Annotated in this window: 9 protein-coding genes and 1 pseudogene; 4 read left to right on the forward strand and 6 right to left on the reverse strand. The window is 39.7% G+C overall.

All coding sequences use genetic code 11. The annotated features are described in order from the left end of the window. Positions 1-162: 162 nt before the first annotated feature. The 4 genes and pseudogenes from ACLPIE_RS09950 to dsdX all read right to left on the reverse strand — a co-directional run bounded on the left by ACLPIE_RS09950 (position 163) and on the right by dsdX (position 5,881). Complete coding sequence (locus ACLPIE_RS09950; protein ID WP_430261476.1) at positions 163-666, reverse strand: RidA family protein; 504 nt, start codon at positions 664-666, stop codon at positions 163-165. A 122-nt stretch (positions 667-788) separates the two neighbouring features. Then, on the reverse strand, positions 789-2,207 hold the full coding sequence (locus tag ACLPIE_RS09955; protein ID WP_430261477.1) for an NAD(P)/FAD-dependent oxidoreductase: 1,419 nt from the start codon (positions 2,205-2,207) through the stop codon (positions 789-791). A gap of 988 nt (positions 2,208-3,195) precedes the next feature. After that, the gene (locus ACLPIE_RS09960; RefSeq protein ID WP_430261478.1) at positions 3,196-4,530 is read right to left on the reverse strand and encodes a D-serine ammonia-lyase; all 1,335 of its coding nucleotides are present in this window, start codon (positions 4,528-4,530) and stop codon (positions 3,196-3,198) included. Positions 4,531-4,542: 12 nt separating this feature from the next. Then, positions 4,543-5,881 (reverse strand): annotated as a pseudogene (gene dsdX, locus ACLPIE_RS09965) (D-serine transporter DsdX). A gap of 218 nt (positions 5,882-6,099) precedes the next feature. Here dsdX and dsdC point away from each other — a divergent pair. The 4 genes from dsdC (at position 6,100) to ACLPIE_RS09985 (ending at position 11,642) form a co-directional block, all read left to right on the forward strand. Continuing rightward, positions 6,100-7,053 carry a DNA-binding transcriptional regulator DsdC gene (gene dsdC / locus ACLPIE_RS09970; protein WP_430261479.1) on the forward strand — a complete coding sequence of 318 codons (954 nt, stop codon included), beginning with the start codon at positions 6,100-6,102 and terminating at the stop codon, positions 7,051-7,053. Between the two features lie 85 nt (positions 7,054-7,138). Next, a complete protein-coding gene (locus tag ACLPIE_RS09975) occupies positions 7,139-8,161 on the forward strand; it encodes a LacI family DNA-binding transcriptional regulator (protein ID WP_430261480.1) in 1,023 nt (340 codons plus the stop codon). Between the two features lie 467 nt (positions 8,162-8,628). Beyond that, positions 8,629-9,987, forward strand: coding sequence for a PTS N,N'-diacetylchitobiose transporter subunit IIC (gene chbC / locus ACLPIE_RS09980; RefSeq protein ID WP_430261481.1), 1,359 nt, complete (start codon positions 8,629-8,631; stop codon positions 9,985-9,987). A 242-nt stretch (positions 9,988-10,229) separates the two neighbouring features. Beyond that, a complete protein-coding gene (locus tag ACLPIE_RS09985; protein ID WP_430261482.1) occupies positions 10,230-11,642 on the forward strand; it encodes a glycoside hydrolase family 1 protein in 1,413 nt (470 codons plus the stop codon). Between the two features lie 497 nt (positions 11,643-12,139). Here the strand turns inward: ACLPIE_RS09985 and ACLPIE_RS09990 are convergent, their stop codons facing one another. Then, positions 12,140-13,114 (reverse strand): NAD(P)-dependent oxidoreductase, encoded by a 975-nt coding sequence (locus ACLPIE_RS09990; protein WP_430261483.1) that lies wholly within the window; start codon positions 13,112-13,114, stop codon positions 12,140-12,142. A gap of 11 nt (positions 13,115-13,125) precedes the next feature. Beyond that, positions 13,126-14,406, reverse strand: coding sequence for an MFS transporter (locus ACLPIE_RS09995; RefSeq protein WP_430261484.1), 1,281 nt, complete (start codon positions 14,404-14,406; stop codon positions 13,126-13,128). Between the last annotated feature and the right edge of the window lie 9 nt (positions 14,407-14,415).

Genomic DNA, 14,415 nt, shown 5'->3' on the forward strand with positions numbered 1-14,415 from the left:
ATGTTTATTTGCTAAGGTATTTAAGGTAGTAGCATACAGGAAACAGCAGTGACAAACTGTGAAATAAGGTTGAAGGATATTGCATCAAAGAGGGAAACGGTAGATAGAAATAACGAGGCATATCACTATGCCCCATTACTCTTAGTTATTGTTTAAAATAACTTATTTTTTTGCAGCAGGGCGAACCGCTGTGACTTCAATTTCAACACGCCAAGCTGGGTTAGCCAGTTTAGCGACTTGGAATGTAGAACGTGCTGGCAGATTAGTGATTTTCTCAGTCTCATAGAACTTGTTGTAACCAGCCATGAAGCCAGCAAAGTCCATAGTACCTTGAGTTTCTTCACCACCAACTAAGAAAACTTGCATTTTCACAACGTCATTCATCGTCAAACCCATGTCAGCTAGGTTTGCTTGAATTTGTTTTAATACGTTGATTGTTTGTGCTTCGGTATTACCATAAGACTCTAAAACGCCTTCTTTTGCATCCGCAGAGATTTTAGATGGCACTTTACCACTTAGAAAAATAAGGCTGTTGCCCGCGCTGATTTCTACTGATTCAGAGATAGGGAATCCTTTCACTGGAACGCGTTTAACATCTTCAGCTGCATTTGCACTCGCTACACCTAAAATTAAAGGCAGAGAAAGCAATAAAGTTTTATAGCGCATGTAAACTCCTTAACATTATCAAAGTAAATAGGATCTATCAGTTTCACCTAAGACTAAACTTTAGTTTAGCTTAATTCCATTGACGAATAGACCCCAGTAAAAAAACGCGTCTTTTTCGTTTCTTAGCTAAAACGAGAAAGTTTGTACGGCGTTGGGTCGATAAATGGTGTTTCGCCCATTAATAATTCTGCCGTTAATCGACCAGAGGCTGGGCTCTCAGTCATACCCCAACCTGTAGCGGTGTTGATGACTAAGCCAGGATACTGCTCGACTGTTGAAATAATTGGAATTTCATCATCCGTTGGTGCTACGGTACCACCCCAACGTTCAACCACTTTAGATTCTTTAAAGACTGGGAATTCATTTCTCAGTCTTTCCAGAACGCCATCTAAGTGTTCGTTATTCGGTGTATTGGTTGCGGTACGGAACTCTTCAAATGGTGTTTTCTCGTCTAAGTTCCAAGACGTTGCCATCATGAAGGAGTTAAATAAGTCTTTACCCAGAGAGAACTCTAATGGTAATTCACCACCGCCTAATACGTGTAGGAATCTAGGTCCTAACAGGAAGCTATCTTTAACGATAGAGCTGGTAAAGATACGTGGTGCAACGGCGTAGGTACCATCAGCTTGTTCACGGAAGTGAATACCGTTAGGTAAGTGTACGTTACCTTTTGGCGCGCCAGGTACACCGCTAATGCGCTGTTGTGATAAGTAAACGTTCAGTGTTGGAACGTCAATACCTAAGTTACCCATGAACAGACGAGACCAAATACCACCGGTGAGAACCACACGAGAGGTTTTGATTGGACCTTTTTCAGTGACAACGTCAGAAATTTTACCACCAGCGGTTTCGATGCCTCGAACTGCGCAGTTGGTATAGATACGAATACCAATTGATTTTGCGTAGTTAGCCATAGTCGGTGTCACGGTTTCAGGGTCAAGACTACCTGAGTCCTCTTCGAATCCACCGATTTTCCAAGGGGTTTGTGCATCAACTAAACGATTTGCCAGTTCAGTGCCTTCGATCATACGGGTACGTAGAGGGGTATCGAAGCCTGGGTTTTCAGACGCAGATTTAATCCACGCTCTAGCAACTTCTAAATCTTCTTCGCTTGACGGAACTTCAACGCGGCCTTGAACTCGGTAGCTGGTATCTGCACCGATTTTTTCGTTCATACCAAGCCATTGAATTTTCCCGTAGTGGTGTAAAGGGAAAATAGCTGGAGAAGTCTTGTAACTGATGATCTGGCTATATGCACGGCCGGATTGCTCGCCGCCAACCACACCTTTTTCACAGATAACAACATTAAGACCTTTTTCAGCAAGGTTAATTGCGGTCATGATCCCTTGAAGGCCGGCACCGATAATAACTGCATCAGCAGACTCTGGTAATTTGCCTTCAGTGCCAGCAACAGCCGGTACACGTGATTTAGTCGATTCGAAACGACCTTCACGATTGATCATAGGAACAACCGCAGCACCTCCTGCTAAAACACCAGCAGCACCAACCCCTAATAATAGCTTTCTTCTCGAGATTTTCATCTATAACCTCAATAACAATCTTGTTTTTTATATAGTAAGTAATTTCAAATTGAGATAATGATCTTATCATATATTTTGAAATTGTTAAGTATGGGTAGCATTTGTTAATAAAGATGTGTTAAATAAGATGCGGCGTAAATTGATTTAGTCAGTGCTGTAAAGGGTTTGTCAGGGATGACGCTATTGTATACGTCAATAAATTATTAGTTATGAAATATTAATGTCACTAAAAGTGTACAGGTGTAAATAGTAATATTTTGGTTATGTTAGGTATTTGATTATGGTTTTTAAATAAGCGGTTAATATTTCATCATAGAAGAAAATGCTAAATATCCCTTAAGTAGCGAACATCAAAATCAATATAAGAACCCGATTTCAAATTAAATTAATATGTTATTTTTTGTTCAGTTTGTGGTTAATGAAACAGCATTTTTTTATTTAATTAGTCGAAAGCGGCGGAATAAAAACTATTGCTTATTTTCTTTTATCGTATTGTAAAAATTGATTTTTATTGTCTCATTGATAACCTGAAAATAATTAAGGTTAATAATGACTGATGATGAATAGTGAATAATGTATGCTTCAATATTTATTGATGACTTCATGATGATGGAATAATCAGATATATCGACAATAAATAATATTAATATAAATAGTAAGGTTATAAAAAAGCATCCTAGTCATTAAGTTTAAATAAAGTGATTGTTTTTTTATATGACATGGATAAGTTATTTTGAAATAAAAAATACAGTGTTATTCATTATGTTAATAATATAAATGTGATACATTTCATTTTACTTTAGAATAAATATTATTAAGTTATTTTAATTTATTGATAGATATATGTTGTTATAAAATCAATTATTAGTTTTATATTCATATTTTATGGCTCAAGGAGGGTAATTTAGCATGAAAATTGGTTTTTTATATTAGAGTAGATGAAACCATCTTGCGAACCGTAAAAAGATGGTTTCATTCATGTAGAGACTTAACTTAGTTTAGCTTGTGCTAAATATTTATCCATTTCATCCTGCGGCACCATACCGCCACCCGTCGCCCATACAAGGTGAGTGGCATTGACCATTACTTCAGGCGTCAGGGACTTCGACTGTAAATAATCCATGTTTTGAGTAACATGAACACAGCCTGTCATACCCGCCAGTGCGGAAGGCTCTAACTTAATAGACTCCGTTTGATTGAGTAACCCTAACAGGTTATACATCTCCTGATCATCAATGGTGTAATAACCATCAATTAGTCGCTCCATGGCACGACCCACAAACCCTGATGCACGACCAACAGCAAGGCCATCTGCGGCAGTAATATTATCAATCCCAATTTCTTGTACTGAAATGGCATCATGAAGCCCTGTATGCACTCCAAGTAACATGCAAGGTGAATGGGTGGGTTCGGCAAATAGGCAATGTACAGCATCACCGAATGCTAATTTTAAACCAAACGCGACGCCACCTGGGCCCCCACCGACACCACAAGGCAGATAAACAAACAGCGGGTGTTGGCTGTCCACGATAATGCCTTGGTCTGCGAATTGCTTTTTCAAACGTAAGCCTGCGACGGCGTAGCCTAAAAATAAGGTGGTCGAGTTTTCATCATCAATAAAGAAACAGTTTGCGTTTTTTTCGGCTTCTTTACGGCCTTGTTCGACGGCAATGCTGTAGTCTTGTTCATATTCAACCACATTCACACCGTGAGACCTGAGCTTATCTTTTTTCCACTGCCGCGCATCCGCAGACATATGCACGCTGACACTGAAGCCTAATTTGGCGCTCATAATGCCAATGGACATCCCCAAATTGCCCGTCGAGCCAACAGCAATGCTGTATTGGCTAAAGAATTGGCGAAACTTATCTGAGAACAAAATTTCATAATTATCATCTATTGATAATAAGCCGGCTTCTAAAGCCAGTTTTTCTGCATGAGTTAAAACTTCATAGATACCACCACGGGCTTTGATTGATCCTGAAATAGGTAGGTGGCTATCTTTTTTAAGTCGCATTTTCCCAGTTATTGGCGTTTGATAGCGAGCTGCAAGAGCCGCTTGCATATGTGGAATGGCGACCATTTCAGATTCAATGATCCCTTGTGTGGCTTGTGTTTCAGGAAACGCTTTCATCAAATAAGGTGCAAAGCGATTTAAGCGGGCTTCGGCATCTTTAACATCATCGAGAGTTAAACCTACATAAGGTAAACCTGCTTGTGTGGTGGTCGCATTAGGGTTAAACCAAGCGACTTGTTTTAAATTGATTAAGTCCTGAACTAAAGGGTTGTCAGCAATTAACTTATCAATATTTATCTGAGTCATAATTACTCTCTTTTAAATTACAAATGAAAGTGCAAAGGTACCAGCCAGCGCAACGAGAGATGCTATTAGTGTGGCGACACTATAAAAAACGGAATGTTTCAGCCAAAGTAGCATTACAGTATTGTTTAACTAACCAGAACAGTGAATCAGTCACGATAGTACAACCAATGGCGCCTGAGCCGATGGCGAGCGTCATGATCTCTGGGCTAATATGGGGGTACATCGGCATCAATGGCGCTACAATAGCGGTTGCGCCCATCATTGCAACGGTCGCAGATCCTACCGCTGCATGCAGAATGATAGCAACTAGCCATGCCAGTAAAATGGGGTGCATATCAATGCCTGATAAAACTAGTGCGAGGGAATCACTTAATCCACTACCTTTCAAAATGCCATTAAATGCCCCACCTGCACCAATAATTAACAAAATATTGGCGATCGAACTAAAGCTTTCTTCGGTTTTACTGAGTAATACACTCATCCCCATATTACGACGGATACCAAGCATGTAATAAGCGACAAATGCCGCGATAAACATAGCCGTAATTGGGTTACCGATGAACTGTAAAAAAGTAAATAATTGATTATCTTTGCTCATGTTTAAATCAGCCGCAGTTTTGATCAACATGAGAATAATCGGCAGCAAAACGGTAAATAATGTCGCACTGAGGGACGGTAAATCTTTTTCTTCTCGCACTTCTAGGTTGGAGAAGGCTTCTGGTACCGTTTTAAACGGTAAGCGGTCACCTAAGAATTTAAGGAATAATGGTCCGCCGATCAGTGAGGCTCCTAAGCCAACTGCAAGCCCTGCCACAATCACGGTACCAATATCTGCACCTAACTCATTGGTTACAAACAATGCCGCTGGATGTGGAGGCACAATACAATGCACAGCCATCAATGCGGTACATAGTGGAATGGCCAGTTTTAATAATGAGGTATGGGTTCTTTTGGCAATAGAAAATGCCAGTGGGATCAAGAGAACAACCCCGACTTCAACAAATAGCGTAATACCGCAGATTAACCCAATTAGCACCATGGTAACATCCGGTGTTAACCAGCGACTTTTTTGTAAGGTGATACCGATGCGTTCAGCGGCTCCTGAAATTTCCATCATTTTGCCGAGTATGGTACCTAACCCAATAATGGCCGCTAAAAATCCAAGAGTTCCCCCAATCCCATTTTCGATAGCGTTGACCATCTCTAACGGATTCATTTTCATGGAAGTACCGACAAAGAAGCTGGCGAGTAAAAGTGCTAAAAAAGGGTGAAACTTAAATTTAATAATAGAGACTATGATCAGCAAGATACTGATAACTAGCGTACCGAGCATCCACATTGTAGAGTCCATAACCTACCCCTAATTGTATTGTTGTTGTCCATCTATTGGATAATAAATATTCATAGGTGACAAACGATGAAATTGAGGTCTTGGATGAACTAAATTAACTCAAACACGTGAGATAACTCATATAAAATACTGTTTCTTAGATTTGCATCATATAAATTCACCTTAAAAAGGCTATGCTAAGTTACAGTTGGTTGTGCAATTTTTACAAGGAGTCATTGATGCCATCAAATCCACATCACTTTGAAAAGTCTGGGTTTATTCAATGGAATAAACGTTTATCAAGCTATCAATTATCTCGTTTGCATACCTTCGAATCCGCTGCTCGCCATAGCTCTTTTGCTTTAGCTGCGCAGGAACTTGCATTAACTCCCAGTGCGGTAAGCCATCGGATCAATACCTTAGAAGGAGAGCTTGGGTTTAAATTATTTGAGCGTTTTCATCGACGTATTGAGTTAACGTCTGACGGTGAGCGGATTTATTGGGCGCTACGTAAAAATTTGGATGATATAAACCAAGAAATCATTGATATCAAAAATCAGGAAATTTCGGGGGAATTGACCATTTACTCACGTCCATCGATTGCTCAGTGTTGGTTGATCCCAAAAATAGCGGACTTTGCTAATCAATATCCCTCTATTCAATTGAATTTATTAACAGGAAATGATGAAGTAAATTTCCGTGGTTATGGTATTGATGTAGCAATTTATTATGATGATATGACAAGGTCTAACCTGTATTGTGAAGATTTGATGTCAGAATCGATTGTGCCAGTTTGTAGTCCGCAATACGCACAACAATATGATTTACTCAATAATATTCATCAATTAAAAAACTGTACTTTACTGCATGACCGGCAGGCGTGGAGTAGCAATTCCGACTATGATGAATGGAAGGCATGGAGTGAACATTACCAGTTGGCGTTGTTTCCACATCGTCGCAATCTATGTTTTGACCGTTCCGATCTGGCTATTGTTGCCGCCATGAACCACGCTGGTGTGGCTATGGGACGTAAGCAGTTGGTGGAAAAAAGGGTTAAAAGTCAGGAGTTAGTAATGCCTTTTGGCGATATTTCACTGCAATGTCAACAACGGCATTATTTTGCCATGCTTAATGACAAACGTAACCCTAAAGCAGATATTTTTATTCAGTGGCTAAAACAGCAAGTGAACTGAATATAGTAAGAAAAATAACCCTTTTTCGGGTAAGATAACGGCAATTATTATTTCTTTTTTCTTTGAGATGGGTAAAGTCTGGGTTATGGCTTCAAAAACACCGAAAGTTGCAACGATCAACGATGTCGCTATGAAAGCTCAGGCTGGTAAAACCAGCATCTCGCGCTATTTGAATGGTGAATTCCATTTGCTTTCAGATAACTTACGTCAACGCATCGAAACCGCCATTCGTGAATTAAATTATCGTCCCAATCAAATGGCGCGTAGTTTAAAACATGGGCGAACAGGGTTGATTGGCTTGATTATTGCGGATATCGGCAATCCGTTTTCTGTCGAGGTGCTTAAAGGTGTTGAGGCCGAGTCCATTAAACAGGGGTTTATGACCGTCGTCTGCAATGCGGATAATAGCATTGAACGTGAATGCCAATTTATTCAGTTGCTCAAAGGTTATCGCGTCGATGGGCTAATCATTAATTCAGCAGGTGTTAATGAACAATTCATTGATGTACTGAAACAAACTACGTTGCCTTTTGTATTATTAGATAGAAAAATCGAGGGTTTCCCCTGCGATATGGTGGGGTTAGACAACCCAGCGTCCGCTCAGATGGCATTTAACCATTTGCTAGAGCAGGGCTTTGAAGCGATTTGTTTTGTGACTGAGCCTATTTTGTATAACAGCGCACGCCAAGAGCGTTTACAAACTTTCCAAACATTATTGCACCGCAATCCGCAAGTTAAGGGGGAACTTCATCAAGTGACGTTACCCGATCCTGAAAAATTGACGTCAATTATCACGAATTTTTGTGCTTCTCACCGAGGCATGCGTAAAGCGATTGTAGCGGCGAATGGGGTGTTAACGCTTCAGCTAGCTTATACGATGGATCAACAAGGATTGCGTTGGGGATCAGATATTGGCTTTTTAAGTTTTGATAATTTGGAATGGGCCTCTTTTGCAGGACAGGGGGTGACATCGGTATCACAACCAACAGCTGAAATGGGGCACAAAGCAGTTAAATGTTTATTAGAAAAATTAGATAACCCAGATAAAGCACCAACACAATACTTATTTAATGGAGAATTACTCATTCGTAACTCGACGACACTTTAGTTTTTGGGCATCAGAATACCCTGATAGCAAAACTTAGTGACGCTTCCAGAAAAAAACTGCTTAATTTGGAAAAGATGATGACTAGTTCGGTAAACTATTTATCTAATTTGATAATCATTAATCTAATATTTATATAATATGAGAGGGTCGTCATAATAATGAGTCAATGATAGACAATTTTTGGTTATATTAAAATATCTTAGACTCAGAAAATTAATTATACTCCATTTTTTATATATCCATTTTTTTGATTTACCATCTAACAATAACAATTAAAATCAATAGACTATGTATTTCATTGTTAATTAATTATAAATTGTTACATCGGATGAAATAGATAGCATATTTGGCCGCTATTATAACCATTAAAATATAAATAATTAAAATAATATTAGAGAGAACGCCTATTACCATCATACTTATGCGATCACAAAATAGAGCATGCTCAAAAAATTGAGGATATTTTTATGCATTTTATTATGACTTCGCTTGAAAAGGTACTCCTCTCATTCGCAGTTAGACTGGGAAAGCAGCCTCATGTTAATGCAATAAAGAATGGTTTTATTCGAATTATGCCGCTGACCTTAGTTGGGGCTATGTTTATACTTATTAATAATGTTTTTCTTAGTTTTGATACGGGATCAATTTTTTATTCTTTAGGAATTCGTCTAGAGCCATCAGCAATTGAAACCTTAAATGATTTTAAAATAATAGGAGGGAATGTTTATAACGGGACACTTGGTATTATGTCTCTTATGGCACCGTTCTTTATTGGTATGGCACTAGCTGAAGAACGCAAAGTTGACCCGTTAGCAGCAGGTCTACTTGCAGTGGCTTCTTTTATGACGGTGACCCCTTATAATGTCAATGGAGCCTATGCCGTTGGCGCGAATTGGTTAGGGGGTGCAAATATTATCTCAGGGATTATTCTAGGGTTAATTGTTGCTGAGATGTTTGCTTTTATTGTTCGTCGTAATTGGGTTATCAAATTACCGGATAGCGTTCCACCTTCTGTTTCCCGTTCATTCTCTGCACTTATTCCGGGCTTTATTATCTTGTCAATAATGGGAATTGTGTCGTTAGCACTTAGTGGTATCAATAGTAACTTCCATCAAATCATTATGGATACAGTTTCAACGCCTTTGTCATCTATGGGCAATGTTGTTGGTTGGGCCTATGTGATTTTCACATCATTACTTTGGTTCTTTGGTATTCATGGTTCATTAGCACTGACTGCATTAGATAGCGGAATAATGACACCGTGGGCATTAGAAAATGTTTCTTTGTATGCACAATATGGCTCGGTAGATGCGGCTATCGCAGCGGGAAAATCATTTCATATGTGGGCAAAACCTATGATTGACTCCTATGTATACTTAGGTGGTACAGGAGCAACATTGGGATTAATTATTGCGATTTTCATCGCTTCACGTCGTGCAGATCATCGTCAAGTCGCTAAACTAGCATTGCCAGCAGGTATATTCCAAATTAACGAACCGATTATTTTTGGATTACCAATTATCATGAACCCAGTTATGTTTATCCCATTTATTCTGATCCAGCCTATACTCGCTGCAATTATGGTTTCTGCCTATTATTTAGGGATTATCCCACCGATGACGAATATTGCACCTTGGACCATGCCTACGGGTCTAGCTGCGTTCTTTAATACTAACGGTAGCTTTGCCGCACTGTTACTCGCCTTATTTAACCTTGGTATTGCTGTATTGGTTTACCTTCCGTTCGTCATCATTTCTAACAAAGCGCAAAACACAATAGATGAAGAAGAAAGTGAAGAGGATATTGCAAGTGCACTTAAATTTTAAAAGAGAGTGCAAAAAAAGCGTGTTACACGATAACGCGTGGTAGTTATCTATTGTTTAGCAAATTTACGTGCGATGTCAGATAAGCGTTTATGGTTTTATCCTGAATTATCTATCACATAACAGCCAGAGGAGCAGGCAACATAAATGCTGTTTTTAGAGTAAAGAATGGCCGCTTGATGCTGTCCTTTATACTTGAATTCACGATCAATATTATTTTCATTAATCAAAATGATGAGGTCAAAATGAAATACCAATTTCCAAAAGGTTTCTGGTGGGGGAGTGCAACATCAGCACCTCAATCTGAAGGTGCGGCATTGAGAGATGGTAAAAGTAAAAATATTTTTGATCATTGGTTTGAAATATCTCCAGAGCGTTTTTATCACCAAATAGGGCCACAGGATGCATCTACCTTTTATGATAATTATCGAGAAGATATAAAGTTACTCAGCTTACTCGGACATAATAGTTTCCGTACATCCATCTCATGGTCTCGTCTAATCCCTGACGGTATTGGTAATCCAAATCCAAAAGCCATCAATTTCTATAACTCAGTCATTGATGAATTATTAGAAAATGGCATTACTCCTTTTATCAACCTTTATCACTTTGACATGCCATTATGTATGCAATCATTAGGTGGTTGGGAAAATCCAAAAGTAGTTAATGCGTATGCACAATATGCTGCTACTTGTTTTCGTTTATTCGGTAATCGTGTTAAGCATTGGTTTACCTTCAATGAACCTATTGTTCCCGTCGAAGCAGGTTACTTAAATAATTTACATTATCCATGTATCGTAGACTTTAAACGGGCAGTAACAGTGGGGTATCAGACATTAATCGCTCATGCCAAAGCCGTTGATGCATACCGTCAATTACAACAAAGTGGAGAAATAGGCATTATTTTAAACCTATCACCAACTTATTCGAGATCAAATGATGAAGGTGATTTGCAGGCGAGTGAATATGCAGATTTACTATTTAATCGTAGTTATCTTGACCCTGTCGTCAAAGGGAAATATCCCGATGAATTATTAGACCTGCTTAACAGGTATAATCTATTACCCTCATTCACTAAAGATGATTGTCAATTGATAACTAAGGGCATTGTTGATATTTTGGGGGTTAACTATTATCAGCCTAGGCGGATACAGAAAAAAGAGCGTGCTATTGCACAAAATGAAATTAAAACACCATTCGAACTTTTCTCTTTCTATGACATGCCCGGCCGTAAAATAAACCCGCATCGCGGATGGGAAATTTATGAAAAAGGGCTTTATGATATCCTAATTAACCTGAAAGATAATTATGGCAATATACCCTGCTATATTTCTGAAAATGGTATAGGTGTTGAAAACGAAGAACAATTTCTAGGTTTTGATGGAGAAGTAAACGATCAATATCGCATTACGTTTATGAGTGAACACCTCAAATGGTTGCATCAAGCAATACAAGAAGGAAGTTCATGTAAAGGTTACCATACGTGGACATTTATTGACTGTTGGTCTTGGCTGAATGCCTATAAAAATCGTTATGGTTTAATTAGTTTAAATTTGGCTAATCAAGAAAGAACCATGAAGAAAAGCGGATATTGGTTTTGTGCGACAGCAAAACGAAATGGATTTAATAATGATAATTTTAGCGCAAATAATGAGTAAGAATTTTTAGGTTCTTTCTCATTAGCATGTTGTAGTTGTTATTATTAGCGCTTGATTCTTTTTCTAAGCCTTGCGGAAAATCGTCATCAATTCTATTTCCGATAGGCCAGTCAGCGTACTTCGGAAAGATTTAAAGCCCAGTATGGGGCGTATTTGTCGCTTAATATTACGATGATCTTACTCTAACTGGTTGCTTTGAAACTTATTTTGACGGGGCGTAATCGATTTATACCGCGCAAAGCCGATATAAAAGTGGCTATCGACAACCATCAAGGTTAATCCGTCTCTGTGTGATAATGGAAGTTTACCTAGTCAGGGCTAGTTTGTTTTGCAGAGGTTTCATTGGGAGTCGATGGATTATACTGAATAGGTAGCAGTGTAAAGACCAAAAGCTTTCATTGTTTACTTTAAAATTGACTGTAAAAGAAAGACCCTCGTTTTGCTATCCAACTATTGAGGGTCACTTTAATTATAGCCATTATGACTTAATGATTCTGCTATTTTATGACTTCAGGGTTCACACAATTTTGGCTAAGGTCGCCATTTAAGGCAGCAATTAAGTTATCGACGGCACATTTCACCATGGCATAGCGGGTCTCATGCGTTGCAGAGCCAATATGAGGTAAGGCGACTACATTCGGTAATTTTAGCAGCTTAGAGTCTGCCGGAAGTGGTTCTACTTCAAAGACATCTAAACCTGCACCGCGGATCACTTGGTTTTCCAGTGCGTCAATCAACGCGGTTTCATCGATAATTTTCCCTCTTGAACCATTAATCAAAAATGCGCTGGATTTCATTTTTGCCAGTTCATTTTTGCCAATTAATTTTTCTGTTGATGGTAGTAATGGCAACACGACACAAACAAAATCTGATTCTGCAAGCAAGGTGTCTAAGTCACAGCGACGTGCGTTGAGTAGGTTTTCAGCATCAAGGTGTTGATGGTTATTGTAATAGAGAACCGACATACCAAAGCCTGCATGAGCACGTTTGGCGACGGCATAACCAATACGCCCCATGCCGAGAATACCGATAGTTTTGCCATTTACATTGCTACCATAGTCGCTTTCACCAATACTTTTCGTCCATTGGCCATTTTTTACCATTTCAGCCATTTCAATAATACGGCGGGCACTGCACAGCACTAGGGTGAAAATAGTATCAGCGGTGGTTTCTGTTAATACATTGGGTGTATGCATCAATGCAATCTTTCTGGCATTCATGGCATCAATATCAAATTGGTCAATACCGACAGAAATAGTGGATGCCGCCTTTAAATTGGGGGCGAGTGTAAGATCATTAGCCGTGATAGGGTAACTCGCTCCAATGATACCATCGGCACCTGCAAGGGCTTGCCTAAACGTGTCCGCATTCTCGGGCGTAATATTATCAAACGCGGTGACGTTGAAATGTTGCTGTAAGCGTTCAAATTGATCCACTGGGATCGTTTTGTACAGAATGATATTTTTTTTCATGATATTTCCTACTAAGCGTGCTTGGCGATAGCTGTGCCGCCATTTTGTTCTTGGCTAGGTTTAACAATGAGCGTAAAGAATACAGAGGCTAACAGAGCCAGTCCCATAAACATATAAGAAGCGCTCGGGCTGCCTGTCGCGCCATTTAAGTAGCCGACAAACCATGAGCCAAAGAATGAACCGAGAGCCCCCATACTGTTGATGAGTGCCATTGCTCCCCCCGCGACATTTTTTGGTAACATCTCAGGGATGATAGCGAAGAATGGTCCATAAGGGGCATACATAGCAGCGCCGGCAATCACGAGTAAAGTATAGGAGAACCAGAAATTCGAACTTCCTAGCAAGTATGAGCCAAGGAAGCAAATCGCGCCGAGCAGAAGCATTGGCCATACAAATAGTTTACGGTTATGCATGCGGTCAGAGGCCCATGAGACCAAAATCATCGCAAGAGTTGCTGCAAGATAAGGCACCGCTGAAAGCCAGCCTGTTTCTACCATGCCGAGGTTAGATGCCCCACGAATGATGGAGGGAAGCCATAATACGAAGCCATACACACCAATGCTCCAGCAAAAGTACTGTGCGCACAATAAAACCACATTACGTGATTTGAAGGCTTCACGGTAGTTTCGCACGGGTTTGATGTTTTTTTGTTCGTCACTGAGAATTTTATCGAGGGTGTCTTTTTCTTTTTGGCTTAACCAATTAACTTGGCTAGGTTTGTCACGCGCAGTTCTCCACCAGAAAAAAGCCCATAAAATGGCAGGGACACCTTCAATAATAAACATTTCACGCCAGCCGAAAGCTTGGATTAGGTAACCCGATAACACGGACATCCATAACACAGTAACGGGGTTACCTAAAATTAAAAAGGTATTGGCACGAGAACGTTCTGATTGAGTAAACCAGTTACTAATATAGATTAACATCGCTGGCATTACTGCGGCTTCAACAACCCCTAAACTAAAGCGAATAATGACCAACATGGGGATATTGCTGACCATCCCCGTTAAGCTAGCAAACAATCCCCAGAGAAAAATACAGGCAAAAATTAGCTTACGAACACTGCGTTTTTCTGCGTAAATGGCTCCTGGAATTTGGAAGAAAAAATAGCCTAAGAAAAATAACGAGCCGAGGAGTGATGACATTCCTTTCGTAATGCCTAAGTCTGCGTTGATCCCCGCAGCGGCGGCAAAGCTATAGTTAGCTCTGTCTAAGTAGGCAAGACTATAAGTGATGAACACGATAGGCATGATGCGCCACCAACGCGACATCGCCGGAGTATTGATTGTCATAATATATTC

The sequence above is a fragment of the Providencia sp. Me31A genome, assembly GCF_050487165.1.
GTDB lineage: Bacteria > Pseudomonadota > Gammaproteobacteria > Enterobacterales > Enterobacteriaceae > Providencia.